This is a genomic window from Adlercreutzia sp. (assembly GCF_056795635.1).
In genome coordinates this window covers 44,881-70,756 of record NZ_JBQIIT010000003.1, presented here as the reverse complement: position 1 = coordinate 70,756, position 25,876 = coordinate 44,881, and the positions used below count along the sequence as shown (strand labels likewise).

General features: G+C 66.2%; 19 protein-coding genes. 17 read left to right on the top strand and 2 right to left on the bottom strand.

The features are described from left to right. The first annotated feature begins 8 nt into the window (after positions 1-8). From ACTOXK_RS02665 to ACTOXK_RS02630, 8 genes are all read left to right on the top strand, one after another. Positions 9-953, top strand: a complete 945-nt coding sequence (locus ACTOXK_RS02665; RefSeq protein ID WP_482278185.1) for a LytTR family transcriptional regulator DNA-binding domain-containing protein — start codon at positions 9-11, stop codon at positions 951-953. A gap of 323 nt (positions 954-1,276) precedes the next feature. Beyond that, the gene (locus ACTOXK_RS02660) at positions 1,277-1,453 is read left to right on the top strand and encodes a hypothetical protein (protein ID WP_482278186.1); all 177 of its coding nucleotides are present in this window, start codon (positions 1,277-1,279) and stop codon (positions 1,451-1,453) included. Beyond that, entirely contained in the window at positions 1,450-2,292 is an 843-nt protein-coding gene (locus ACTOXK_RS02655; protein WP_482278187.1) for an ABC transporter ATP-binding protein, read from the top strand. Before ACTOXK_RS02660 ends, ACTOXK_RS02655 begins: the two co-directional genes overlap by 4 nt. Then, positions 2,293-3,066, top strand: coding sequence for an ABC transporter permease (locus ACTOXK_RS02650; protein ID WP_482278188.1), 774 nt, complete (start codon positions 2,293-2,295; stop codon positions 3,064-3,066). It abuts the gene before it with no gap. Positions 3,067-3,156: 90 nt separating this feature from the next. Continuing rightward, positions 3,157-4,575 carry a sodium-dependent transporter gene (locus ACTOXK_RS02645; RefSeq protein ID WP_482278189.1) on the top strand — a complete coding sequence of 473 codons (1,419 nt, stop codon included), beginning with the start codon at positions 3,157-3,159 and terminating at the stop codon, positions 4,573-4,575. A 300-nt stretch (positions 4,576-4,875) separates the two neighbouring features. Next, a complete protein-coding gene (locus ACTOXK_RS02640; RefSeq protein ID WP_482278190.1) occupies positions 4,876-5,688 on the top strand; it encodes an Rpn family recombination-promoting nuclease/putative transposase in 813 nt (270 codons plus the stop codon). Positions 5,689-5,844: 156 nt separating this feature from the next. After that, the gene (ppk1, locus tag ACTOXK_RS02635; RefSeq protein ID WP_482278191.1) at positions 5,845-9,324 is read left to right on the top strand and encodes a polyphosphate kinase 1; all 3,480 of its coding nucleotides are present in this window, start codon (positions 5,845-5,847) and stop codon (positions 9,322-9,324) included. 26 nt (positions 9,325-9,350) lie between these two features. Then, the gene (locus tag ACTOXK_RS02630) at positions 9,351-11,051 is read left to right on the top strand and encodes a polyphosphate--AMP phosphotransferase (RefSeq protein WP_482278192.1); all 1,701 of its coding nucleotides are present in this window, start codon (positions 9,351-9,353) and stop codon (positions 11,049-11,051) included. A 128-nt stretch (positions 11,052-11,179) separates the two neighbouring features. Here the strand turns inward: ACTOXK_RS02630 and ACTOXK_RS02625 are convergent, their stop codons facing one another. Then, a complete protein-coding gene (locus ACTOXK_RS02625) occupies positions 11,180-12,619 on the bottom strand; it encodes a helix-turn-helix transcriptional regulator (RefSeq protein WP_482278193.1) in 1,440 nt (479 codons plus the stop codon). 230 nt (positions 12,620-12,849) lie between these two features. Between ACTOXK_RS02625 and ACTOXK_RS02620 the strand changes: the two genes are divergently transcribed. Further along, the gene (locus ACTOXK_RS02620; RefSeq protein ID WP_482278194.1) at positions 12,850-14,820 is read left to right on the top strand and encodes an FAD-dependent oxidoreductase; all 1,971 of its coding nucleotides are present in this window, start codon (positions 12,850-12,852) and stop codon (positions 14,818-14,820) included. Between the two features lie 17 nt (positions 14,821-14,837). Further along, the gene (locus tag ACTOXK_RS02615) at positions 14,838-16,817 is read left to right on the top strand and encodes an FAD-binding protein (protein ID WP_482278195.1); all 1,980 of its coding nucleotides are present in this window, start codon (positions 14,838-14,840) and stop codon (positions 16,815-16,817) included. 104 nt (positions 16,818-16,921) lie between these two features. Here ACTOXK_RS02615 and ACTOXK_RS02610 read toward each other — a convergent pair whose 3' ends face one another. Then, the gene (locus ACTOXK_RS02610) at positions 16,922-17,851 is read right to left on the bottom strand and encodes a LysR family transcriptional regulator (protein ID WP_482278196.1); all 930 of its coding nucleotides are present in this window, start codon (positions 17,849-17,851) and stop codon (positions 16,922-16,924) included. A gap of 215 nt (positions 17,852-18,066) precedes the next feature. Here ACTOXK_RS02610 and ACTOXK_RS02605 point away from each other — a divergent pair, with 215 nt between their 5' ends. The 7 genes from ACTOXK_RS02605 (at position 18,067) to ACTOXK_RS02575 (ending at position 25,872) form a co-directional block, all read left to right on the top strand. After that, positions 18,067-19,752: an FAD-dependent oxidoreductase gene (locus ACTOXK_RS02605; RefSeq protein WP_482278197.1), complete on the top strand. Its 1,686-nt coding sequence runs from the start codon at positions 18,067-18,069 to the stop codon at positions 19,750-19,752. A 28-nt stretch (positions 19,753-19,780) separates the two neighbouring features. Next, on the top strand, positions 19,781-20,395 hold the full coding sequence (locus tag ACTOXK_RS02600; RefSeq protein WP_482278198.1) for a hypothetical protein: 615 nt from the start codon (positions 19,781-19,783) through the stop codon (positions 20,393-20,395). A gap of 513 nt (positions 20,396-20,908) precedes the next feature. Continuing rightward, a complete protein-coding gene (locus ACTOXK_RS02595) occupies positions 20,909-21,817 on the top strand; it encodes a class B sortase (protein ID WP_482278199.1) in 909 nt (302 codons plus the stop codon). A gap of 113 nt (positions 21,818-21,930) precedes the next feature. Continuing rightward, positions 21,931-23,007 (top strand): phosphoribosylformylglycinamidine cyclo-ligase, encoded by a 1,077-nt coding sequence (gene purM / locus ACTOXK_RS02590; RefSeq protein WP_482278200.1) that lies wholly within the window; start codon positions 21,931-21,933, stop codon positions 23,005-23,007. Between the two features lie 224 nt (positions 23,008-23,231). Then, positions 23,232-23,849 carry a phosphoribosylglycinamide formyltransferase gene (gene purN / locus ACTOXK_RS02585; RefSeq protein WP_482278201.1) on the top strand — a complete coding sequence of 206 codons (618 nt, stop codon included), beginning with the start codon at positions 23,232-23,234 and terminating at the stop codon, positions 23,847-23,849. A 71-nt stretch (positions 23,850-23,920) separates the two neighbouring features. Further along, complete coding sequence (locus ACTOXK_RS02580; protein WP_482278202.1) at positions 23,921-24,913, top strand: XdhC family protein; 993 nt, start codon at positions 23,921-23,923, stop codon at positions 24,911-24,913. Positions 24,914-25,374: 461 nt separating this feature from the next. Then, complete coding sequence (locus ACTOXK_RS02575) at positions 25,375-25,872, top strand: DUF4430 domain-containing protein (protein ID WP_482278203.1); 498 nt, start codon at positions 25,375-25,377, stop codon at positions 25,870-25,872. Positions 25,873-25,876: the final 4 nt, after the last annotated feature.

The following is a 25,876-nucleotide window of genomic DNA, read 5'->3' as shown; positions in this document are numbered from 1 at the left end:
GAGAAGCCATGGCCCACGAAACGCTCGCGACCGATTACGCCACCATCGAGGACTTGATTGCCGCCGAAGTGGGTGCGGCCCAGCGCAGCGTGCATCTGGAATGCAGTCGCGACACGAGCCGCCGGGCTCGGGCGGCGGTTCAGGCTGCGCAAGGGGCGCGGCGCGGAGCCTACCTTCTGGAAGGCGAGGGCGGCTTCGATCGGGACACGGCCCGTTCCTATCTGCGGTTCTTCGCGCGGCTGGCCGGCCGCGACGCAGCGGCGGTCGAAGAGGCTCTGGAGCATTTCGGCCTCGGTTCTTGCGCCCGCGCCCAGGTGGTGTCGCTTTCGGCCGAACAGCGGGCCCTGCTGGGCTTCGCCCGCATGAGCCTATTCCAGCCGGAAATCTGCTTCTGCGAACGTCCGCTGATGGACTTGGGCGCCGAGGCCCGCTCGCTGGTGTTGAGCTGGATCGGCGAGCGCCATGAGGCGGGCACGGTGTTCGTCACGGTGGGGCAGCCCCTGCGCGAGGCGCTGCTCATGCCCGGCCGAGCCTTCTGGGAAGAGGAGGAGCGCCTACGAGCCGCCGAGCTGGAAGAGACGTCCGACGGGGACGACGGTTTCCAGGACGAGGTGCGCGTCTGCAAGATCGCGGCGAAGGCCGGCGATGCCACGTTGCTGCTGGACCCCCGCGACATCGACTTCATCGAGAGCGCCAACCGCGTGAACTATGCCAGCGTGCGCGGCGAGCTGTATCCCACGAGCCTCACCATGGACGAGCTGGAGGCGGAGCTGGAGCGCTTCGGCTTCTTCCGCTGCCATCGCTCCTATATCGTGAACGTGCAGAAGGTGGCTCGTGTGGAGCGCTACACCCGCAACACCTTCAACCTAGTGCTGTCCGACGCCGCCCACACCTCGCTGCCTCTGTCCAAGGGCCGTGCCGAGGAGATGCGCGACCGTTACCGCTGGAAGTAGGGGGCGCGGGACGGCAAGGGTCGTCCGGGCAGGGCCGGCGGGAGGGCCCCGTGCTCAAACAAGTCCTCGCTTTCGCGAAAAGCGGTGTGGGAATGGTACACCCCTTTTCGCGAGACTGCGGAATCTGCGCGCGGGGCCCTCCCGCCGGCCCTGCCCTGCTCCTCTTAGTTCGCGGCTGCTCCTCTCGTGCGCCCCTCTGCTCCTCTCGGGCGGAATCTGCGCGCCTCGTGCGCCCGTCATTGCAGGTCAGGACGGTGCGCTCCATCATGGGGCTCGTCAGTTTCACGGCGCCGCATCCGGTGCCCTGCGAGAGAGGAAATCCCATGATCTCATCCCATGCCCTGTCTATTCTGATCCTGCTGCTGGCTGTGGCCTGCGTGCTCATGGGCTCGGCTCTGGTGTATGTGCAGCGTCGCATCGACCGTGGTATCGCGGCGGTGAACGAGCGGCTCGATACCCTCGAGCGGGGCGCCACGGAGCAATCGGAGGTGGCTCGATGAGCGCCGTTGCCCTGTCCATGGAGGCCGTGAGCCTCAGCTTCGGCCCCAAACGGGTGCTCGACAACCTGGCGTTCTCGGTGCGCCGCGGCGAGGCCTTCGGCTTTCTCGGGCCGTCAGGCGCCGGCAAGACCACGACGATCAAGCTGCTCACGCGCCAGCTGACCCGCGACGGCGGCCGCATCAACCTGCTCGGCCGTCCCATCGAGAACGCCACCACGGCCGACTACGAGCGCATCGGTATTTTGTCGGACACGAGCGCCCTCTACGAGCGGCTGTCCATCGCCGACAACCTGAAGCTGTACGCCCGACTGCGCGGCACGAGCCGCCGGCGCGTTCCCTATCTGCTGGAACGGCTGGGGCTGGCCGATGACGGCAAGCGGCTCATCAAGAACTGCTCGAAGGGCATGCGTCAGCGGGCGGCCCTGGCCGCGGCCCTCGTGCACGAGCCGGAGCTGCTCTTTTTGGACGAGCCCACGAGCGGGCTGGATCCGGCGGCTCGGGCCGAGGTGCATCGGATGCTCGCCGAGCTGCGTGAACGGGGCACCACGGTGTTTCTCACGACCCACGACATGGCCGAGGCCGAGATCGTGTGCCAGCGGGTCGCCATCCTGAACGACGGCGTCATTGCGGCTTGCGACACGCCCGACGATCTGAAGTTGCGCTATGCTCGCAACCGCATCGTCGTGCGCACGCGCAGTCGCGGCACGCTGGAGCTGACGAAGGATGCCGCCGGCCCCGTGCTGAGCGAGCTGGCCCAGGCCGGCGAGCTGCTCTCGGTGCACTCCGACGAACCGAACCTGGAGGAAGTGTTTCTGGAACTGACGGGAAGGGAGTTCTAAATGCAAGCGAATCTGCGCAAACTGGGCGCCCTGATCGCCAAGGATGCCGTTGATCTGGCCAAAAACCCCACCATGGTGCTCTGCGTGGTGCTGCCGGTGGGCTTCTCCGTGTTCTATCGCTTCTTCATGGGGGATATGGGCCTCGGCGGCCCGCTGCGCAGCGGCGTGGGAGCCGACCTGGAGCCGACGGTGGCCACGCTGCTCCAGTACATCGTGCTGAACATGGCGCTGTGCATGTGCATCGGCATGGGTGCGGCCACCTCGCTCATCTACGGTTTGGCCGAGGAGAAGGAGAAGCATACCCTGCGCACGCTGATGCTGGCCAATGTGACCGCCGAGCAGATCATGCTGGCGAAGGGAATCGTGGCCCTGGGGCTGACTGTGGTGGCCGAAGTGCTGTGCTTCGTCGTGTCGGGAGCGTCGTGGAGCCTGTTCGGGTGGTTCATGCTGTGCGGTATCGTGGGCGCCGTGCCCATCATCCTGCTGTCGCTCGTGGTGGGGCTCGCCTCCCGCGACCAGATGACCGCCGGTATGTACAGCGTGCCCATTCTAGTGATTGCCCTGGCGCCCATGTTCGGCAACTTCTCCGAGAGCGTCCGCAACGTGGTGCGCTTCGCCCCCACGGGCGGCGTGGACGAGCTGTTGCGCATGGCCATCAGCGGCACCGTCGCTCCGTCGGAATTGGTGATGCCCCTGCTGGTGACCGCGGCCTGGATCGTCGTGGCGGCTGTCGCCTTCAAGCTGCTGTACCGGCGCCTGCTGCGCGATAACTAAGGGGCGAGCCCGCGCCTTCTGGAAAATTCCGCTCCCCATCACGGCTTCTTTCGCTATGATGGGGAGCACGTATTTCTCAAGGAGGGCGCTGTGGCGAACAGAGGCGACAACATCATTGCGGAAGAGGCGCGGGCCATGGAGGTCGGCGAGGAGCCGACGGCGGCCGGCAACACCGGCCGGGGCGGTCGCAAGCGCGACACTTGGGCCACCCACACCGGGTTCATCCTGGCCTGCGTGGGCAGCGCCGTGGGCATGGCCAACATCTGGCTGTTCCCCTACCGCGTGGCCCAGTTGGGCGGCGCGGCCTTCCTCATCCCGTACCTCATCTTCGTGGCGCTGCTCGGCTTCACGGGCGTGATCGGAGAGATGGCCTTCGGCCGTGCCATGGGCACCGGCCCTATGGGTGCCTTCGGGCGGGCCATGGAGATGCGCGGCGTGAAGGGCGGCAGCCGTATCGGCAAGATCATCGGGCTCATTCCCACCCTGGGGTCGCTGGCCATCGCCATCGGCTATGCCGTCGTGCTCGGCTGGGCGTGCCACTACCTGTTCTCGTCGCTGTCCGGCGAGCTCATGGCCCAGACGGACATGGGGGCCTTCTTCGGCGGCATCGCGTCCGATTTCGGCAACGTGGGCTTCCACCTGCTGGGTCTGGCCATCACCTTCGGCATCATGATCCTGGGCGTGTCCCGGGGCATCGAGCGTGTGAACAAGGTGCTCATGCCCCTGTTCTTCGTGCTGTTCGTCATCATCGCCATTCGCGTGGCCACGCTGCCCGGGGCCGACGCGGGCTATATGTACCTGCTCGTGCCCCGCTGGGAGGCGCTGCTGAACCCCACCACCTGGGTGTACGCCCTGGGCCAGGCGTTCTTCAGCCTGTCGCTGGCCGGCTGCGGCACGCTCGTGTACGGCAGCTACCTCAAGAAGGACGTTGACGTGGTGGATGCGGCGAAGAACGTTGCCATCTTCGATACCATTGCCGGCCTCGTGGCCGCCTGCGTGGTGGTGCCGGCGGTGTTCGCCTTCGGATTGGACGTGTCCTCGGGACCGCCGCTGCTGTTCATCACCCTGGCCCAGGTGTTCCAGGAGATGCCCTTCGGCGGCATCTTCGCCATCATCCTGTTCGTGGCCGTGGTGTTCGCCGCCATTACGAGCCTCATGAACCTGTTCGAGGCACCGGTGGAGGCGCTGCAGGAGCAGGCGGGCCTGTCCCGTGTCGCCTCGGTGGCCGTGGTGGCCGTGCTGGCCGTGGCCGTGGGTCTGTTCCTAGAGAACGGCAGCTCGGTGAGCGACTGGATGGACGTCATCTCCATCTACGTCATTCCCGTGGGGGCGTTCTTGGCGGCTATCATGTTCTTCTGGGTCTGCCCCCGCGGCTTCGCGAAGCAGCAGGCGGAACTGGGCCGCGCCAAGCCCCTGGGCCCGTGGTTCAATGTGTTCACTCGCTACGTCTTCGTGGGCATCACCGCGCTGGTCATCGTCCTCGGCATCTTCTACGGCGGCATCGGGTAGGATGGTGATGGTTGGCCTCGGGCGAACTCGGGCTTCCGCGGCTCCTGTTGGCTCGGGTTTCGCAAGGAGGCATTCTAGCCTTGTCGTTGGAGCGCCCCGCCGCAGTTCGTGTGACGGGGTGCTTTTTCGTGGGGTAAGGTCATGCTGAGGCGCGGGCGATGCTGCCGAGAATTGAGGACGGTGTAGGGCGACGCGGGCACGGTTTGCGGCGGGAGCGAGGTGCGGTTTTCCCGCGACATAAGTGCGGTTCTGGGAGCGTAGGCTAGGGACATTCCTCTATCGCCGCCGAAGGAGCCCGCCATGTCCCAGAGAAGCCTGAAGTTCTCGAACCGCTGGATGTTCAACCGCGTTATGTGCCAGGAAGAGATATGCCGTCAGGTGCTGAGCGCCGTGCTCGGCACCCCCATAGGCGAGATACGCTACCTCAATGCCGAGCAGGCCATGGAGCCGGCGGCGGCGAGCCGGGGTATTCGTATGGACGTGTTCGCCCGTGAGGACGGCCGCGTGTACGATGTCGAGATGCAGCTGGCCCGCGAGCGTCATATCGGACGGCGGCTGCGCTGCTACCAGGCGGCCATCGACGCGACGGAACTCGGGGAGGGGGAGGGCTGCGGGCAGCTGCTCGAGAGCTTCGTCATCTTCATCGGGGCCACCGATTTCCTCGGGGCCGGGATGCCCCTCTACACCATCGAGCGCACGTGCCTCGAGGCCGCCGAGGTGCCCATCGGCGACGACTCCCACTGGATCGTTCTGAACGCCTCGGCGGCGGACCGCATCGCCGACCCCGTGCTGCGGGATGTGCTACACTACGTGCGAACGGAGCAGGTGAGCGGGGCGCTGTCCCGTCAGATCGATTCGCTCGTCGAGAGGTACAACCAGGATCGGGAGTGGGTGACGAGAGTGCTTACCTATGAGCAAGATACCGAAATGCGTTGTCGACAGGCGAAAGCCGATGGGCGCAAGGAAGGCCTCGAAGAAGGTATGGGCCAGTTCGGGGAGCTCGTGACCATTCTGCTGGATGCCGGTCGCATCGACGACGTGCGTCGGGCATCGGAGGATGCCGCCTGCCGGAACAGACTGATGGAGGAGTTTGGGCTGAGCGTTTCCCGATAGCGGTATCTTCCCCATTCCTTTGACCCCTCTCTGGAACCTTCGCTATTTCCCTGCTCATTTGCCGTCTGCGGACTATCCAGTGGTAGAATAATAGGGTCGCACGTTTTTGGCGTGCGGCACGTTTTTTTCGGTTAAGGACAGGGGAGGCGCAGGCTCATGACCCAGCAGGCATCGAAGGACGCAACAACTGCCACCACCGTGGCGAAGCCCCCCTATATGCAGAACCGCGAGCTGTCGTGGCTCGACTTCAACAAGCGGGTGCTCGACCAGGGGGCCGATCCCACGGTGCCCCTGCTGGAGCGTTTGAACTTCATCTCCATCTTCTGGAGCAACCTCCAGGAGTTCTTCATGGTGCGCGTGGGCTCTCTGGGCGACTTGGCGCTGCTGAAGAAGTCAATCATCGACCCGAAGTCCGGCATGACCCCCGCCGAGCAGCTCGACGCCATCTACGAGCGGTGCCACGAGCTGTACCCCTATTACGAGGAAACCTACCAGCACCTCAACGACCTGCTGGCCCGCGAGGGCATCCGCCAGGTGCGCAAGGACCGGCTCACCGACGAGCAGCTTGTCTTCCTCGACGATTACATGGCTGACAACGTGCTGCCCTTCCTCTCCCCCCAGATCGTGAACGCGCGCCACCCCTTCCCCCACCTGGAGAACGGCGGCCTCTACATCATCGTGCGCCTGGACGAGCAGGCGCCCCCGAAGGTGAAGAAGACCAAGGAGGAGAAGGCCCGGGCCAAGGCCGAGAAGGCCGAGCGTGTCGAGAAGGGGGAGCGCAAGCAGTCGAAGAACCTGGGGGCCGAGGGCGTGACTTTGGGCATCATCCCGCTGCCGCGCCAGACCGACCGGGTCATCGCCCTGCCCGGCGAGGGGCTCTCCTTCATGCTCGTGGAGCACGCCATCGAGATGTGGGTGCCCGAGATCTTCTCCATGTACACGGTGAAGCACACCAACATCGTCTGCGTCACGCGCAACGCCGACCTGGACGCCACCGAAGGCGCCGAGGAGCAGGGCGAGGACTATCGCGAGCACATGAAGCGCATTCTCAAGAAGCGCAGCCGCCTGGCCCCTGTGCGCCTGGAAAGCGAGCGGCCCCTCTCGCGCACGGTGAAGCAGCTGCTGCTGGACAAGCTGGGCCTGTCCGAGCACCAGCTGTTCGTGACGAGCGTGCCCCTGAACATGGGCTACACCTGGGGCCTCGGCTCTCGCCTGGCGCCCGAGCGCCGCGCGGAGCTCACCCAGAAGCCCTTCGCTCCCCAGTGGCCGGCATGCCTGGACCGCAATCGCTCCATCATCGAGCAGGTGAGCGAGCGGGAGGTGCTGCTGTCCTACCCCTATCAGTCCATGGATGCCTTCGTGCGCCTGCTCCACGAGGCGGCCAACGACCCGGCGGTCATCTCCATCAAGATCACCCTGTACCGCCTGGCCAGCCAGTCGCACCTCGCCGAGGCCCTCATTGCCGCGGCCGAGAACGGCAAGGAGGTCACGGCCCTGTTCGAGCTGCGGGCCCGCTTCGACGAATCGAACAACATCGAGTGGTCCCAGCGCTTCGAGGCGGCCGGCTGCCACGTCATCTACGGGTTCCGCAACTTCAAGGTGCACTCGAAGATCTGCACCATCACGCGCCAGACCGAGGACGGGCTCCAGCACATCACTCAGCTCGGCACGGGCAACTACAACGAGAAGACAGCGAAGCTCTACACCGACTTCTCCTTCATCACCACCGACGCCCGCATCGGCGCCGACGCGGCCGACTTCTTCCGCAACATGGCCCTGGAGAACACGTCGGACAACTACGACACCCTCTGGGTGGCGCCGCTCATGATCAAGCAGAACATCCTGCGCGGCATCGACGAGCAGATCGCCCTGGCGAAGGCCGGGAAGCCCTCGGGGCTGTTCTTCAAGACGAACTCCATCACCGACAAGGAGGTCATCGACAAGCTGGTGGAGGCCTCTCAGGCCGGGGTGGAGACGCACCTGTTCGTGCGCGGCATCTCCTGCATCCTGCCCGGCGTGCCCGGCTACACCGACCACGTGCGCGAGGTGTCCATCGTGGGCCAGCTGCTCGAGCACAGCCGCATCTACGGCTTCGGCCCGCGGGAGAGCTGCACCATCTACCTGTCGAGCGCCGACCTCATGACCCGCAACATGGACAAGCGCATCGAGATCGCCTGGCCCGTGCTGAACGACACCCTGCGCGAGCAGGTGCTCGGCTACCTCGATATCAGCTGGTCGGACACGGCGAAGCTGCGCGAGCTTCTGCCCGACGGCTCCTACACGCCCCTCAGCTTCTTCGCCGAGCGCGACTGCGAGGGGAACGTGGAGCTGTTCGATTCCCAGAAGTACCTCATCGCCGAGGCCCAGCGCATGCGCCTGGCCGCCGCTGAGCTGGCCGCTCGCCGCGAGGCCAACGCGGGCGAGGAGCACCGCGTGGTGTTCCCCCTCGGCCCTGTGACGGCCTCGGCCCCGAAAGCGCCCGTCGTCACCGAGGAGGAGGCTGAGTTCGTGGCCCGCGAGAGCGTGGCCCCGGAGGCGCCCGTGGCGGTTGCGGCGGCGCCGGTCGCGGAAGATGCGGCCGTCGCGGCCGTTGGGGCTGCGGCCGTTGGGGCCGTTGGGACTGTGGCAGCGGTCGCTGTCGGGAAGACGCCGACGGCGGAGGCGAGTGAAGTCGCGGAGCCGGTCGCGGCGGTCGCCCCGGAGGTGGCCGGTGCCGTTGCCGGCGTCTCGGCTGCGGAGACCTTGGCTGTGGCAGCCGGAGCCTCGGCGGCTTCGGTGCTCGCCGCGCTGCACCCTGCACCGGCGGCGTCGGTGGCGGGGAAGACGTCGGCGCCCGCAGATGCTCGGGCGGATGCGCCCGTGGAGAAGGTGGGCAAGCACGCCGCGCCCCCGCGGGTGGAGAAGGTTGCCCCGCAGCCAGAGATAGAGCCTGAACCGTCGTCGGTGGAGCCCGCGCCCGCTTCCGAACCCGTGGCCGTCGCTGCGCCTGGGGCCGCTCCCGAGGCCTCTTCTGAAGCTTCTGCGTCTGCCGTTCCCGCTGTCGTCCCCGAGGCCGCAGTCGAGCCCGCGGCGGTCGCCGATCCTGCCCTCGCTTCTGAGGCTCCTGAGCCCGCTGCGCCCCTGGACCCGCTGCCGGATTCGGCGGCGGTGGCAGCCGTGGCCGCGGCCGGGGCGCCCGTCACTCCCGAGTTCGAGGCCATCCTGCGCTCTGTGCTGGCCGCCGACCCGTCCCTGGCCGGCACGTCTCAGCCCGAGGCATCGCCCTCCCCGGCCGCCGGCGATGCGGCCGTCCCTGCGGCCCTGGACACCCCGGAGCCGCAACCTGCCGTGACCGCCGCGGCCTCCGCGCCGTCGCAACCGGCGTCCGCGCCGCAGCCCGTCGCGACCGCCCCGGCTCCCGACACGCCGCAGGCAGCTTCCGCACCGCAGGCCGCCCAGCCCCGTGCCGCCGCTTCTCCGGCAAAAGCGGAGCCCGACCCTTTTGTGCCGGCCGCGGAGGTCGTCGATCCGACGAGCCCCTCCGCGGCGACGGGACGCGAGCCGCTGCCGACGGAACTGGTGGGAGCCGAGATCGTGCCGGCGACCCCGAAGAAGCTGGGGATCTTCGGACGTCTGCTGAAGCTGCTGTTCGGATAGAGACCACCGAGGAAGGAGCCTCCGGCATGCTGGAGACCATCGACTTCAACCAGAAGAAGCTGCCCAAGGCCGAGTACAAGCAGGAATGGGATGCCCTCATCGAGCAACTCGTCGTGCTGCAGCAGCAGGCCCACAACGCCGGCGTGGGCCTCGTCGTGCTGTTCGAGGGTTGGAACGGCGCCGGCAAGGGCAGTCGCATCTCCGACCTCATGTACAACCTCGATGCACGCTCCACGGGCGTCTACGTCGGACTCGACCTCGACCCCGATGCCCGCGAGTTCGCCGGTCGCGAATGGGGCGTGACGGGCTACTATCCCATCATGCAGGACTTCTGGAAGGCCCTCGGCGAGCGCAACTCCATCACCTTCTACGACCGCGGATGGTACTCGGCGGTCATCCAGCACATGCTGTACAACGCCCCGGCCAAGCTGCTGCTGCCCAAGGAAGAGGAGCGCCACTACCTCGATTCCATCTACGACTTCGAGCGGCAGCTGACCGCCGACGGCTATATCGTCGTGAAGTTCTTCGTGCACATGACCAAGGAAGCCCAGGTGAAGCGCTTGCGCAGCCTTCACGATGACCCGGCCACCCGCTGGCGCGTCACCGACAAGAAGCTGCACAGCCACCACGGCTACGAGGCCGCCTACGAGCTGTACGACCGTCTGCTGGAGCGCAGCGACTACCCCTTCGCCCCCTGGGTGCTGCTCAACGGGGAGGACAAGCGCCGCACGAATCTCACCATCGCCCGCACGCTGGTGGAGGCCCTGGAGCAGGGGCTGCGCCAGAAGGAGGCCAACGACGCCCTGCGCGGCGCCTTCTCGGCCCATCAGGCGGAGATGGAGGCCCAGTTCAACCTCGAGGCCCTCGGCATGACCGATGGCGTGGGTGCCCCGGGGCGCGGGATGCTCTCCGGCATGCGGTTGGCCCGGGCCAAGGCCCAGGCCGAGGCCGCCCGCGAGCTGGCGCCCCGCCAGTCGCGCTTCGCCATTGTTGAGGACTATCCCCAGGTCGATCTCATCGACCACAGCCTGGCCATCGACCCGGAATCCTACAAGAAGACCCTGCGGGCCCTCCAGGCGCGCCTGTTCCGCCTCGAGAACATCATGTTCCAGAAGCGGGTGCCCCTCATCCTCATGTACGAGGGCTGGGACGCCGCGGGCAAGGGCGGCAACATCAAGCGCGTGGCCCAGGCCCTCGACGCCCGCGCCTACAACATCTTCCCGTCGCCGGCCCCCACCAAGCCCGAGCTGAATCATCCCTTCCTGTGGCGCTACTGGACGCGCCTGCCCAAGGCGGGCCACGTGGGCATGTACGACCGGAGCTGGTACGGCCGCGTGCTCGTGGAGCGGGTGGAGGGCTTCGCCACTCCCGAGGAGTGGAGCCGCGCCTACGACGAGATCAACGAGTTCGAGCACGACCTGGTGGATTGGGGCGCCATCCTGCTGAAGTTCTGGGTGGACGTGAGCCCCGAGGAGCAGCTGCGCCGCTTCCAGGATCGCGAGACGGATCCGGCCAAGCAGTGGAAGATCACCGAGGACGACTGGCGCAACCGCGAGAAGTATCCCCAGTACAAGGCCGCCATCAACGACATGTTCCGCCTCACCTCCACCACCTTCGCCCCCTGGATCGTGCTGGAGTCCGACGACAAGCGCTATGCTCGCATCAAGGCCCTGCGCATCATCGTGAACGCCCTGGAAGACCGCCTCGGTGTGGAGCACTTCGGCTAGGGGCGGTCTTCGCTAAGGCCGTGGTCCTGGAAAAATGCCCGACGGAGGTCTTTCGGCCGCCATGGCCCCTGCCTGCCGGCCGGCGGTCATGGCGGGGTCGCAGCCATCGATCGCGAGGCTTCGCACTCTTATCGGCGCTCGGTGTGGCGGTAGCACTGGACGAAGTCGATGAGCTCTTGCTTCGAGTGCACGCCGAGGCGCGCATAGATTTGCTTCACGTAGGATGCGACGGTGTTCTCCGACATGGTGAGCGTTTGGCTGATGCGGGCCACCGTGCGGCCGGCGGCCAGGTGGACGAGTACGTCGCGCTGGCGCGGTGCGAGGGCGAAAGTCTGGGCGATGGCGTTGCAAACTGCTTCGGTGTCGTCGCCGGCCATGGCAGGGGGGATGGGGATGTCGCGGGGTGCGGTGCGGCTCGGCCTGGCGAACAGACTTAAGATCAGGCCCGCACTGGCGAGCAGCCCCACGAGCACGGACTCATTGAGGGCTCCTGTGCAGGCGGCGCCCATGGAGCCCATCAGGCTCCCCGCGAGATCGCCCAACTTGCTGGCGGCGAGCAGTACGGCGATGGTCGTGATGCAGCGAGCAGCCATGCGGGGGCTTTGGGCGAGGGGGAACGTGAAGGCGAAGATAAAGGCCATCACCTCGGCAATGCGGAAGAGGGCCACGCCGGCCAGGCGCAGCCCATCCAGCTCCTGCAGATAGAGCAGGGCGCCGATGGCTGCCATGGTGAGGGCCCAACACAGATAATTGGATGGGCTTCCGTGCGATCGGTTGAGGGCCGCCACAGCCAGGCCGAGGGCCGCAATGGTGCCCAGGAAGGCGAAAACGCCCTCGAAGGCCGCTGCCGAGCCTGCTCCCGCGAAGCTGCCGCTGCCCGAGGTGGTGCCGATGAGCCCGTACAAAGCAAAGAGCGCCGCGGCCGGGACCCCCAGCGTCGAGAGGGCCGCCTTGGGAGCCCAAGGCGCAGGCGGCTCTGTCGGCGCATCGGGCGTATCGTCTTGTCTCGCGAACGAGAGGAGCATGAGGGCGGAAAGGGCGGGAAGAGCCGCGGTGAAGGCCCATGATGCCAGGGGGATGGCCCCGCTGATCACGAGAACCGGCAGTACGGTGACGGCTGCGCACAGGGGGATGGCCACCTCGCTGCGCACCCGCGGAGCCCGTGCGTAGGCGGAAGTCCACAGCAGATAGAGCAGGGCCGCCCCGACGCCGGCTGCCGCGCCGCCCAGGAAATGGAGCAGGGCCGGTGCTCCGAGAAGGATGCCGGCACCGAGGGCCACCGAACTTCCCGTTGCAAGCAGTCCCGCCGCGGCAATCCAGCGCGCGCTGGGGGCGAGGCGATCGGTGGCGAAGGCCCAGCCGAACACGGCCAGCGCGGCAATGCAGCTGGTCGTCGAGGTGATCCACGCGGGCGATGAGGCGATGCCGAAGGAGCTCCTGCCGGTCAAGGACGAGAGGGCGCCCCATAGCGTCCAAGCCCACGACCACGCGAAACCGAGCCCGAGGAAGCGGAACGCCACCGATGAGGCGAGGTCGTCCAAGCGAAGTCGTGCGAGCGGATTGCCCACGGATCCTCCTTATTGATGAGTGTTCTCCCGAAGATGCAAGTATAGCGTATAAGTCGAGGTCATTGCCTGTATACCCCCTGTTTCAAGGGGCAACCCTTTGTTGTGGGGGGTCTTTCGCTTTCCCCCTGAAACACGGCCACCGGCTCCGGGAAAAGGCCTATGGTTCCCCCATCGCCCGTCTCCCCGCGGACGATGGTGCGGAAAACGATGAGCCAAGGAGGAGGAACATCATGGAATGTATGGAAAAGGGCGCGCTGGGTATGACCCGCCGCCAAGTAGTGGCCCTGGGCGCTGCAACTGCGGCAGCTTTGGCGCTCGGGGGCTGTGCGCCGCAGAGTCCGTCGCCGGCGACGGGGGGTGGGAAAAGCGCCCTCTCGTTCACGCCCGGCGTCTACGCCGGAGCCGCAGAGGGCCGCGGCGGCCTCGTGACCGTAGAAGTGGCGTTCGGCGAGAACGCCATCGAGGCTGTGACGGTTATCGATCATGCCGAGACGTCCTTCATCTCGGACATGGCCCTGGAAGAGCTGCCGGCGCGCATCGTGGAGCACCAGTCCACGGGACTCGATGCCATTACGGGCGCGACGGTCACATCCATGGCCATCAAGGCCGCCGTGGAGGATGCCGCCCGTCAGGCTGACGGCGATGTGAGCGCCCTGCAGAAGGCGCCGGAGATCGAGAAGAGCACCGAGGTGAAGGACATCACCTGCGACGTGGCCGTGGCCGGCGCTGGCGCCGGCGGCATGGGCGTGGCCATTGCGGCGGCCGAGGCGGGTGCCAAGGTGGTGCTGGTCGAGAAGACCTCCAACATCGGGGGCAATGCCTTCGTGTCCGGCGGCCTGTTGGAGTTCATCGACGCGCCCCAGGAGATGCGCGCTGAGATGACGCCCGAGCTGGAGGACTACTTCAACGTGCTTTTGGCCGAGGCCCGTGCGGGCGGCGCGGCGCCCGAGTTCGTGGACGCGTTGCAGGCCGATCACGACGCTTACTATGCCGACGGTAAGACCACGGTGTACGACACGACGGGCCTATACGCTCTGGAGCGCTGCCAGGTGGAACGCGCTGGCGACTACTCGTCCATCACGGCGGATACGCCGGTCAACGACCGCGAGAGCCCGTTCGTGAAGGTGGGGCCGTGGCTGACGGGTCTGGGTATGGAACTGCAGGCTCCTTTGGATGTTTGCTTCGGTTACATTTGGCCGAACTTCACGGTGCCGGCCGATCAGTCGGCTGGTTACGGCGGTGCTGGCTATTTCGACTTCTTCAAGAAGACCTTCCTCGATCCGGGCACGCTGGACATCGAGCTCATCACGTGTACTTCGGTGACCGAGCTTATCAAGGAGGGCGACGCGGTGGTGGGATTTACGGCCGTGGCCGACGACGGTACGACCTATCATGTGCGCGCGAGCCGCGGCACCGTGCTCGCCACGGGCGGCTATGCCGGCAATCCCGATATGCTGAAGGAATACAACACCACCTGGAGCTGGGATGACGACACGGTCATCATCAGCGACAACACCGCCGGCCACAAGGGCGACGGCATTGTCATGGCCCTCGATGCCGGCGCCCAGGTGGACGGCATGGGCAGCCCCGAGCTCTTCCCCACGGTGGATCCCGTGCAGCACATCATCGAGAACGTCGTATGCTTCGGTCCCTTCCTGAACAAGGAGGGCGAGCGCTTTGTGGACGAGATGAAGGGTCGCTTCGACATCGTGGAAGCCACGCTCCAGCAGACCGACCACATGCTCTACATCCCCTGCGATTCGGTGTGCCTGGCCGTGGTGGACGGCTACACCATGGGAGGCATCGGCCCTTCGGAGGAGGCGCTTGTCGAGCGCGGCATGCTCTATCGAGCCGACACCCTGGAAGAGCTGGCCGAACAGGCCGGGGTTAACGTCGAGGGCCTTGTAGCCAGTGTGGCGAAGTGGAACGAGATGGTGGTCTCCGGCCAAGATCCCGATTGCGGCCGCACCATCTTCACGAACGAGATGCCCATCGAGACGCCGCCGTTCTACCTGTCGCCTGCCACCTTCGCGGCCCATGCAACCCAGGGCGGCGTCGTTGTTGACGGCAGCGGTCAGGCGCTGCGCGCCGACGGCACGCCCATCGAGGGCCTGTATTGCGTCGGCGAGCTTGTGTTCGATCGTCTGGGCGTACGCTCGGTGGGCGAGGGCATGGATGTCGGCCAGAAGCTCATGGCCTAGAGAAGGAAGGGATTGCTATGACTCAATCGCTGCTGAACGGGCGCGCGCACCTCACGCGCCGCCAAATCGTCTTGATGGGCGCTGTCGGCGCCATGACCCTCATGCTGGGCGGGTGCGCGCCTCAGGCCAAGCCCCTCGGCGAGTCTGGAAAGGCGGGCGCGGGCCTTGCGTTCACGCCCGGCACCTACACCGGGGCTGGCGAGGGCCGCGCCGATGCGATCGCTGTGGAGGTTACGTTCGCTGCCGATAAGATCGAGGACATCAAGGTTGTCGAACACGAGGAGACCGTGTTCATCTCCGATGCCGCTCTGCAAGATCTGCCCGCGCGCATCGTCGAGCTGCAATCAACGGGCATCGATACCGTCACCGGCGCGACGCTCTCCTCTATGGGCGTTATCGCCGCCGTGGAAGATGCGGCTCGGCAAGCCGGCGCCGATTTGTCGGCCTTGCGCAAGGCGCCCTCCATTGAGCCGAGCACCGCGGTGGAAGAGATCGAATGCGACATCGCCATCGCCGGTGCGGGCGCTGCCGGCATGGGCGCGGCCATGGCCGCGGCCAACGAGGGCGCGAAGGTGGTTGTGCTCGAGAAAACCTCCAACATGGGCGGCAACTGCCTGGTGTCCGGCGGTCTTATCGAGTACATCGATGCGCCGCAGGACGTGCGCGCCGAGATGACCGAGCCTTTGGCCGACTACTTCACGAGCCTTCTGTCCGAGGCGCGGGCGGGCGGTGCCTCGGCCGAGTTCTGCGATGCCCTGCAGAAGGCCTACGACGACTACTACGCCGACGGCAAGACCACGGTGTTCGACACGACGGGCCTGTACGCCATGGAGCGCTGCCAGTGCGAGAAAGACGGCAACTACTCCGAGCTCGTGGCCGATATGCCCATCCACGATCCCGAGAGCTATCTCGTGAAGGTGTGCCCGTGGCTGCTGAGTTTGGGCGTGGAGCTCACCACGCCGCTCAATATCTGCTACGGCTACACCTGGCCCAACTTCACGACGCCGGCGCTGAACCTCGGCACGGGCGGTTCGGGCTACTTCGGCAACTTCCGCGACATCATCGCCGAGAAGCAGCTCCCGGTGCAGCTGCTCACCTGCACGCCGGCCACCGAGCTCATTGCCGAAGGCGACGAGGTCGTCGGCCTGGTGGGCGTTGCCGAGGACGGCACGACGTACAACGTGCGTGCCTCCAAGGGCGTTATCCTGGCCACGGGCGGCTTTGCCGGAAACCCGGAGCTGTTGAAGAAGTACAACAAGCTGTGGCCGTGGGACGAGAGCACCGAGCTTCCCTCGACGAACACCTCGGGGCATACGGGCGACGGCCTTTTGATGGTGGAGGCGCTCGGCGGCAAAATCGACGGCCTGGGCAATCCCATGGTGTTTCCGACGGTCGACCTGAAGCAGCATAACATCGAGAACATTGCCTGCGAGGGCATGTACGTGAATCGGGAAGGCAGGCGCTTCGTCAACGAGACGGCCAACCGCGTTGATATCGTGAACGCCACCATGGAGCAGACCGACCAGGTGCTCTTCATCATTTGCGATGCTCCCCGCATGGGCATCGTCGACGGCCTGACCATGGGCGGTTGGGGGCCGAGCGAGGATAAGCTTCTGTCCCATGAGCAGCTGTATCGCGCCGATACGCTCGAAGAGCTTGCCGAGGCCATCGGCGTTGATAGCGCGGGGCTGCTGGAAAGCGTCGAGGCGTGGAACGCGATGATGGCCACCGGCGAGGATCCCGACTTCGGCCGCCGCGTGTTCGATATGGTGGGCCCCATCGAGGAGCCGCCGTTCTACTGTGCGCCGGCCACCTATGCCGTGCACGACTCCGGCACCTGCGCCGGCGTTATCGTGGATGAGAACGGCGCGGCGCTGAGGGAGTCCGGGGAGCCCATCGCCGGCCTTTATTGCGCTGGCGAGCTCGTCAACGACCGCGGTGGCGTGCGCAGCATCGGCGAGGGCATGCAGCTGGCCCTGCGCCTGCTTGGCAAGTAATCCGCCTCTCTCGGGACGGCCGCCTTCCTCCCGGGTGGCCGTCGATCTTCCCCGAGGGCCGCGTGCCGTACGTAACGGCTCGCGGCCCTCTTGCGTGGGCGGGGCTATTCCAGGCCGCGTCCCCGATACGCCTTCTCCACGAAGGTTTTCAGGGCGCGTTGGGCCTCGTTCATGGGCAGATCGGTGCGCCAGAACAGATCGAGCGACGAGGTCACGGGCTTGCCGTCCTCATCGACGAGCGGGATAGTGCGTACATGCTCCACCGACAGGTAGCGCAGGGCGTTCTGGGTGGGCTTCACGATGAACGAAAGCGTGCCGCGCAGAAGCTTCTCCTCGCTAATGGAGGTTATGCGCAGCGGCGAGACACGCTGGTGCTCCAGGCTGATGTCTGCGAAGTTGGGAAGGCCCGACGGGCCCGATTCCATGGAGGGGACAATCATCTCGTAAGGCTCGAGCTGGGCAAGCGAGAGATGCGATTCGCCGCTCAAGGGGTGGTCGATGCTCAGCAGCACGCTGAAGGAGAACTCGGCCAAAGACGAGGAGCAGAGGCGGCCGTCGTCCTTCGGGAAGCTGCCGATACCGAAATCGTAGGTTCTCTCCAGCACGCCCGATGCCAAAAGCGCGTCGGGCAGTTCCGCGAAAATGAACTTGAGGGGTGCGTGGGTGGCCTGGAACTGCTCCATGGCTTTCGCCGACAGGGCACCTCCGAAACTCTCGAAGCACAGCGGCAGCGCGCACAGCGAGGCGGTGGGCGGGTGCTGATGTCGGGCGAGCTCCTTGCCGTGGGCTACGCAGGCGTCGAAGGCCGCGAGCGCTGCTAAGGCGTCCTGATAGAAGGCGCGCCCCTCGGGCGTGAGGCTCACGCCGGTCATCTCGCGGGCGAGCAGCGAGAATCCGAGCGTGCTCTCCAGGGAGCGCAGCCTTTTGGAGAGCGCCTGCTGGGACACGAACATCTCCTTCGCGGCCTTCGAGATGCTCTTGGCATCGACGGCGGCGACGAAGCATCGCAGATGCTGGATATCGTAGTCGTGCACCCCTGCTCCTTCCCCTCGTTGACATTGTATCGAACGTTTCTCGGCGGCGAGAAAGCGGTGCCACAACTTTTCGTCGTAGCCGCACAACGAGGGGTTCTCCGCGAAGTCGAGAGGGCACAACGCAGGCTTGTGGCCCTGCAACGATACGCTGTTTTTCGGGGTTCGGGTTCTTCGCTATGGTTGACCCACCCTGTCATCAAAGGAAAGGAAGGGCAATGGAGGAGAACGTAATGGAAGCACGGCAGTCGCTGTCTCGTCGCGACCTGCTCAAGGGCGCCGGCCTCGTCGGCGCGACGGCTGTTTTCGGGGCTGCGCTTTCTGGCTGCGCGAGCCAGGGCGAGGATGGGACGACCCTGGCCGCCACGGCCGACGTGGAGTGGGCCCGTGAGACCGACATCGTGGTGCTCGGCATGGGTGCCGCCGGCCTGGCCGCGGCCATCACGGCGTCGCGCGAGGGGGCCGAGACGCTGGTGCTCGAGAAGTCGAGCGAGGAAGATTCCGGTGGAAACTCCCGCGTGTCGGGCAACATCTGGTGCGTGGCCACCGATGAGGCCGCGGGCTTGGAGTATGCCCTCAACTGCGCGAACCGTATCGCTGACCAGGACACGGTGGAGTATCTCACCGCGTTCATGAAGGCGGGCATGACGCTCAACGACGACTTCCTTATCGACTTCGACATGGACATCGTGGAGCTGCCCGGCGTTTACGCGCCGGAGCATCCGGGCGTGCCGCACAGCGACGGCTGCTCCGTCGTCTACTGCGCCAACGGCACGGTGGGCGAGTCGGCCCTGTGGGAGGCCATGCGCGTGGGACTCGACGAGTGCGAGAACGTGGAGGTGCTCTACGAGGCTCCCGGCCTGCGCCTCATCACCGACGCTGACGGTGCCGTTATCGGCGTTGTGGCCAACGTGGAGGGCGCCGAGGTGAACATCAAGGCGCGTAAGGGCGTCATCCTGTGCACCGGCGGCTACGAGTTCAATGACTCCATGATCGAGAACACCTATCCGGCTTGGCCCCTGTTCGGCCGCGGCACCCCCTACAACACCGGCGACGGCATCAAGATGGCCCAAAAGGTTGGTGCCGACCTGTGGCACATGAACTGCACTCAGATGGGCGTGGGCCAGATCAAGGTTCCGGGTCTCGATTTCGGCAACGGCGCCTATGACTCCGATATCATCACCACGGCGGTGCACTTCACCGTGACTGAGCCCACCGAGGGTCGCCTGTCGCTCATCCACGTGGACAAGCACGGCAAGCGCTTCATGGCCGAGGACCGCCCCGACCGCCACTCCTTCGGTCGTCGCGAGTATCTGGGCTGGTACGACGGCATCGAGTGCGAGTGGCCGAACCTGCCGTTCTGGCTGATCACCGATGCTGCCACGGGCACTGCCGGCCCGCTGGGTGTTGCGAGCAACAACGAGTCGTCGAAGTTCAGCTGGTTCAATGCCCACAGCGGCTACGAGTGGAGCGAGGACAACGCCCCCGAGGTGGAGCGTGGCTGGGTCCTGAAGGCCGACACGCTGGCCGAGCTGGCGTCCATGATGGAGGTGGAGGCCGCCGACTTGGAGGCCACCGTGGAGCGCTACAACGCCATGGCCACGGCTGGTGTGGACGAGGACTTCGGCCGTGCTGCCGAGCTCATGGCCCCGCTGGGCGCAGGCCCCTATTACGCCTTGCAGGTGTTCCCGGCCATCTACAACACCCAGGGCGGCCCCAAGCGCAACACGAAGGCCCAGACGCTCGATCCGTTCGGCGAGCCCATCCCCGGCCTTTACAACTGCGGTGAGTGCGGCGCCGGCTTCGGCTGGGTTTACAACGGCGGCTGGAATATGGCCGAGTGCTGCATTACCGGCATGTGGGCGGCCACCGATGCGGCCGCGCGCGATGCGTGGGACGCCTAGGGCCGTGCGGGGAAAGGAGCGAACCGCGATGGGTTTGATTGAGCGGAAACAGTTCCGCAAGATGCGTTTGGCGGCGCTTTGCGTGGCGTGCGTGGGAGTTCTGGCGGTATGCGCCGCCTGCGCTCCGCAGACGGCGCCGTCTGCGGAAGAGAAAGCCAGCGCCGATGCCGGCGATGCCGTGAGCGTCGAGTGGTCGATGGAATCCGACTGCGTCATGTGTCACACCGACCAGCAGGCGTCCATGGAGAACACGGCTCAGGCCGCTTCCAACCACGCTGCCGTGACGTGCGTCACCTGCCACAACGACGAGTCGGCTATGGAGAAGTCCCACGACGGCAAGACGGCCGATTCGAAGATGCCCAAGAAGCTGAAGCGCTCGAAGATCGATGCCACTGCCTGCGCGAGCTGCCATAGCGCCGAGGATTTGAAGGCCGCCACGGCCGATGTGACCGTGCTCACCGACCAGAATGGTACGACGGTGAACCCCCATGACGTTCCGGCCAACAGCGGCCATGAGGGCCAGGTGGACTGCGCCAGCTGCCACACCATGCATGGTGAGGCCGATGTGCAGGCGGCGGCCCAGGAGAAATGTTCGAGCTGTCACCACAAAGACGTGTACGAGTGCGGCACCTGCCACGAATAGACTTCCCTTGCGGGGGGCTCGCATTGCCCGCACGAGGCGCCCCGGCGTGGTCGGGGCGCCTCCCGGTGAGGGGGCTGCCCTTCCGGCGGGCCGCGATCCTCCAGCTGAGCCGTGGCCCGTTTGCCCGAGGACTTGGTGCCTCCCCCTCGCCCCGTCCACCGTGCGCGGTCGGCGGGGCGAGGGGTTTTCCTTGCGAAACGGCAGGGTTCGGGGTACTATGAACCCAACATCAGGAAGTCAATGGGCGCGTGAGGAGCGGGCCTGTTCCATAGAAGGAGTTTCCCATGCTTGATTTCATTCCCCCCGAGGTCATCTGGGTCAGTGTCGCGGTCATCGTCCTGATCATCGTGGTGTTCATCGCCAAGGGCTTCATGGACGAGATGAAGAAGTAGCATTCCATGCGGGCCCCTTCGGGGGCCTTTTTTGTTTTGGGCCGGCCAGCCCAGGGGCGGGTCGGGTGCCTGCGGCCGCGGGCCGGGGGCGCGTAATCGACGTGGAAAGGGGCCGTCAACCATGGCGACCGAGAGAGACCGTAAAAAGAGGAAGGGCGGCTGCCTCTGGCGCATCGTGTTCTGGGTGGCCCTCATCGTGTTCATCGCCTCGGTGGGCACCCTGGGCTATCTGGCCTGGACCTACTGGTCGAGCCAGAACGAGTACGACGAGATCGCCCAGAGCGCGGGCCCGGCGGTGACCGAGGCCGAAGCGGCTCCGGAAAGCATCAACCTGGCCGACCTGGTGGTAGATTGGGACGCCCTGCGGGCGATCAACCCCGATGTGGTGGCCTGGGTGTACATGCCCGGCACCATGGTGAACTATCCCGTCGCCCACAAGGACGGCGATTCGGAGTACTACCTGCACCACAACTTCAGCCTGGGCGAGGGCTCCTTCGGGGCCGAGTTCGGCTCCATCATGCTGTCGGGCGAGAACGCCGGCGACTTCTCCGACGAGGTGAACATCCTCTACGGCCACCACATGCGCAACGGGTCCATGTTCGCCCTGTTCGCCGAGCTGCGCGATTCCGATATTTTCAACGAGCATCGCACCATCTACCTGCTCACGCCCGAGGGGAACTACCGCCTGCAAACCTTCGCCGTGGAGCACGTGCCCATGACCCATTCCTCCATCGCCACGCCGAACTACGCTACCGACCAGGAGTTCTCCGACTTCAAGCAGTGGCTGCTCGACGAGTCCATCGTCGCTCCCGACAACGATGTGGCGGCCCTGGTCACCGATGCCACGAAGCTCTTCGGCTTCTGCACCTGCGACGGCGCCGACAACACCTGGCGCTACATCACCTTCGCCGCGCCGGCCGAGTTCGTGCCCATCGCCCATGTGGGCACGGGCGACTACCGCAGCGACCTGACGGTGGAGGACGAGGCGGCCACCGACATTGCCGGCGACGTGTCGGACCGAACCGAGTAGAGCCGTCGCCTGAGGCCCGGGCCGCGTGGGAAGCCTCTGCGCCGTTGCGGGGCCCCAGGGCCGTTCCGTCCCTTATACTATGAGCCAGCGGATCATTCTTGGAAAGGAACCCCATGGAAAACCAGAACAGCGTGACCTATGCCGAGGCCGGCGTCGATATCGTCGAGGGCGCCCGGGCCGTGGACGCCATCAAGGACACGGTGCATTCCACCTACCGCCCCGAAGTGGTGGGCGACATCGGCGGGTTCGGCGGCCTGTTCTCCATCGCGGCGGCCAAGGCCATGGACGATCCGCTGCTGGTGTCCGGCACCGACGGCGTGGGCACCAAGCTGAAGGTGGCCCAGCGTTTGGGCGTGCACGACACCGTGGGCATCGATCTGGTGGCCATGTGCGTGAACGACATTCTGGCCACGGGCGCCGAGCCGCTATTCTTCCTCGACTACGTGGCCGTGGGCAAGCTGGACTCCGAGGCCATGGCGAAGATCGTCGGCGGCATCGGCGAGGGCTGCCGCCAGTCCGGCTGCGCGCTCATCGGCGGCGAGATGGCCGAGCACCCCGGCGTGATGGATCCCGATGACTACGACCTGTCCGGCTTCTGCGTGGGCGTGGTCGATCGCCCGAAGATGCTCGATCCCGAGAGCGTGCGCGAGGGCGACGTGCTCATCGGCCTGGCCTCCTCGGGCCTGCATTCCAACGGCTATTCCCTGGCCCGCAAGGTGTGCGTGGAAGGCCGCAGCGAAGAGGCGCTGCGCGAGGCTCGCGAGGACCTGGCCGGTCAGAGCATTCTGGAGGCTCTGCTCACGCCTACGCGCATTTACGTGAAGCCGGTGCGCGCCGCAATGGAGAAGGAGCCCGGCGCCATCCGTGCCCTGGCCCACATCACCGGCGGCGGCATCACCGAGAACCTGAACCGCGCCCTGCCTGTCACGGTGAACGCCGAGGTGGATTTGGGCACGTGGCCCCTCCCGCCCGTGGTGCGCTTCGCCTGCGAGGCGGCGAACCTGTCGGAGGTCGAGGCCCTGAAGACCTTCAACATGGGCCTGGGCATGATCCTCATCGTGGATCCTGCCCGCGCCGAGGCCGTGGAGGCGGCCTTAGGCGCGGCCGGCGAGCAGACCTACCGCGTCGGCCGCATCGTGGCCGGCACGGGCGAGGTGCAGTACGCGGGCGAGGGGAGCCTGTTCGCGTAGCGTCCAGTCCATTTTATGGCTTGAAAAGAACGATCTGGGGCCTAAAAAGAGCGTAGAAGGCATTGCGTGTATTACCAGCGTTGAATTTTCCCAGGTCATGTAATACATCTGGGCGATAAAGCGCATAGAGCGGTTCCCAAGTCGTCGATTTCAAGCCAAAAGCTGGAATAGGAAAGTGCGCGGATGGCCAAACCGTGCTTTTCAAGCCAAGGGAAGGGATTGGAATGACTGACAAGCTGAAGATCGGCGTTTTGCTCTCGGGCAGCGGAACCAACCTCCAAGCCATCATCGATGCCATCGCCCATGAAGGCCTGCCCGTGGAGGTCGTGCACGTGCTGTCGTCGCGCCCCGATGCCTACGGCATCGAGCGGGCTCGGGCCGCGGCCATTCCCGTGACGGTGTTCGACCGCACCGTGTACGAGGATCGCGAGGCCGCCGATGGGCGCATTGCCGCCATCATGGCCGAGGCCGGCGCCGAGTACCTGGTCATGGCCGGCTACATGCGCAAGCTGACCCCCGTGGTGCTGGACGCCTTCCCCGATCGGGTGCTGAACCTGCATCCGGCCCTGCTGCCCTCTTTCAAGGGCGGCCACGCCATCCAGGATGCCTGGGACTTCGGCGTGAAGGTGACGGGCGTGACTGTGCACCTGGCTAATGAGGAATACGACAAGGGTCCCATCGTGGCCCAGCGGGCCGTGCCCGTGCTGCCCGGGGATGACATCGACGCCCTGGAGGCGCGCATCCACGAGGTGGAGCACGAGATCTACCCAGCCGTGCTGCGGGCCATCGCCGAGGGGCGCATGACCATGGACGAGCAGCGCATCGTCCATATCGCCGAGTAGGCAGTTGCAGCGGGGCGGCCCCAGGGCCGCCCTTTTCATTGAGAGATCTGTTGCGAGAATCGAGGAATTCCATGAAGCGCGAAACCCTTGAGGCGGTCATTGCCGATCTGCGAGTGGGGCGCGTGCCCGCGCTCACCCCCGAGGACGTGCCCGCGTTCTCCGAGGCGGCTACCGCGGGCGACCCCCATATCGGCCCTGCGGTTCTGGCGGCCATCGCAGCCGCCCTGAGCGAGGCGGACATCCCTACCTTCGAGCGGGCCCTGCGGGCCCTGGACGAGGGGGACTTGGCCTGGCTCGGCTTCAAGGTGGTCTACGATGCAGCCGCGGCCGTGGGCAATGTGGACAACGAGGTGACGAAGAAGTACGGCGAGGTGGGCTCCGCCGACGGGGAATCGCTCGTGTTCTTCTGCAACGACGCCAAGGAAATTGTGGCATCGCGGCCCCTGTCGCCGCGCGATGTGTTCCAGGCCAAGGACGTCACCCGCGGCCCTTCTATGCACAACGACCAGTTCGCCGGCCTCACCTGGGCGAGCGAGCCTTTGTTCGGGAAGGTGCGCGTGTGGCTTCTGGGCGCGTCCGATGCGGCTGTGGAAGTGGCGGCCCTGGCCGACCATGTGGGCTTCCATGTGATCGCCGTCGACTACGACGAGGCGTTCCTGAACGCTGAGCGGTTCCCCGCAGCCGAGCGCATCCTACTGCACGGCGGCACCTTCGACGAGCTGGCGAACATGCCGGCGCGGCCCGACGACTATGTGTGCGTGCTCACCCGTGGCCACATGTTCGACCCCGAGGGTTGCATCTGGGCGCTCCAGAACGGCGTGCACTACGTGGGCATGATGGGCTGCGCTGGGAAGAACGCCACCGTGCACGACCTGGTGCTGGCCGCGGGCATTACCGAGGAGGACTGGGAGCGCGTGAAACGGCCCATCGGCCTGAAGTTCGGCGCGAAGACCCCGGCCGAGCTGGCTATCGCCATCGTGGCCGAGCTCGTGGACGTGCGCTACCGCGACCGCTACAGCGCCGAAGCCCGCGAGCGCCACGAGCAGAGTCTCGGGCGGGCATAGGCGGTCGGTTGCGCGGCGCATAGCTGGGCGCTCGCGAGGGTGTCCGGCTGGACGGTCGGCGGTGTGCGCGGCCGGGCGCCCGTGTGGTCGGTCGCGGTCCTCTGGCCGGCCGTTCTCGGCTGGCGCGCCCGTGTCCCGGGCCGCGCCGTCCCTTTGGTAGAAATTGAGCCGTTCCTTCGGGAGCGGCTCTTTTATGCCATAATGCTGGGGTCAATGGCTCATCGGGCTGTCTGCGTTGCGGGCAGCGCGGGCGCGGTCGGGTGGTACGGATGCCGCCGGGAGCGCCTGATCCTTGGGGAATGCGGGTGGGAATCCCGCGCTATGCCAGTAACCGTATGGCTCCCGAACCGGTGGCGACCGGTGCCGTGAAGCGCGGGCTTCAACGGGCGGTCGCTTGCGGGCGGGACGAAGTCGGAATACCAAGCCGAGAGGCACGAGCCCTGGAGAGAAAGGTTTGCCTCATGTACCAGTCTATCGTTGCGTCCCCCTTGAAGAAGCTGTCTGCGACCCTGCTGGCCCTGGCCTGCGTCGCCGCTCTGGCCCTGACCGGCTGTGCCGGCACCGAGCCGGCGGCCGATGATGGCGCCGCCGATGCCGCGGCAACCCCGGCCGCCGAGCAGGGTGCCGAATCGTCTTCCGATAACGCCGAGCAAGGCGCGTCGATTGCCGTGTCCGTCGCCATGCCCGAGGGGGCCGATGCCGCCTCCGAGACCGTAGAGGTGTCGCTGCCTGAAGGCGCCACCGTCTTCGACGCCCTTGAGGCCACGGGCTGGGACGTGCAGGCCGAGGACGGCGACTACGGGAAGTACGTCACCGCCATCAACGGCGTGGCCAACGGATCGCAGGGCGAAGCGAGCGGCTGGGTGTTCACGGTGAACAACGAGCAGGTCATGGAGGGCTGCGACAGTTGCACCCTGGCTGCGGGCGACAGCGTCGAGTGGAGCTTCTTCGTCGCCTAGGGTG

Coding starts and splice junctions, on each gene's coding strand:
- ACTOXK_RS02595 (WP_482278199.1), top strand. CDS start 20,909: ATGGCGACCGAGAGAGACCGTAAAAAGAGGAAGGGCGGCTGCCTCTGG.
- ACTOXK_RS02620 (WP_482278194.1), top strand. CDS start 12,850: ATGGAATGTATGGAAAAGGGCGCGCTGGGTATGACCCGCCGCCAAGTA.
- ACTOXK_RS02600 (WP_482278198.1), top strand. CDS start 19,781: ATGGGTTTGATTGAGCGGAAACAGTTCCGCAAGATGCGTTTGGCGGCG.
- ACTOXK_RS02660 (WP_482278186.1), top strand. CDS start 1,277: ATGATCTCATCCCATGCCCTGTCTATTCTGATCCTGCTGCTGGCTGTG.
- ACTOXK_RS02605 (WP_482278197.1), top strand. CDS start 18,067: ATGGAGGAGAACGTAATGGAAGCACGGCAGTCGCTGTCTCGTCGCGAC.
- ACTOXK_RS02630 (WP_482278192.1), top strand. CDS start 9,351: ATGCTGGAGACCATCGACTTCAACCAGAAGAAGCTGCCCAAGGCCGAG.
- ACTOXK_RS02650 (WP_482278188.1), top strand. CDS start 2,293: ATGCAAGCGAATCTGCGCAAACTGGGCGCCCTGATCGCCAAGGATGCC.
- ACTOXK_RS02665 (WP_482278185.1), top strand. CDS start 9: ATGGCCCACGAAACGCTCGCGACCGATTACGCCACCATCGAGGACTTG.
- ACTOXK_RS02575 (WP_482278203.1), top strand. CDS start 25,375: ATGTACCAGTCTATCGTTGCGTCCCCCTTGAAGAAGCTGTCTGCGACC.
- ACTOXK_RS02640 (WP_482278190.1), top strand. CDS start 4,876: ATGTCCCAGAGAAGCCTGAAGTTCTCGAACCGCTGGATGTTCAACCGC.
- ppk1 (WP_482278191.1), top strand. CDS start 5,845: ATGACCCAGCAGGCATCGAAGGACGCAACAACTGCCACCACCGTGGCG.
- ACTOXK_RS02580 (WP_482278202.1), top strand. CDS start 23,921: ATGAAGCGCGAAACCCTTGAGGCGGTCATTGCCGATCTGCGAGTGGGG.
- ACTOXK_RS02655 (WP_482278187.1), top strand. CDS start 1,450: ATGAGCGCCGTTGCCCTGTCCATGGAGGCCGTGAGCCTCAGCTTCGGC.
- ACTOXK_RS02615 (WP_482278195.1), top strand. CDS start 14,838: ATGACTCAATCGCTGCTGAACGGGCGCGCGCACCTCACGCGCCGCCAA.
- purM (WP_482278200.1), top strand. CDS start 21,931: ATGGAAAACCAGAACAGCGTGACCTATGCCGAGGCCGGCGTCGATATC.
- purN (WP_482278201.1), top strand. CDS start 23,232: ATGACTGACAAGCTGAAGATCGGCGTTTTGCTCTCGGGCAGCGGAACC.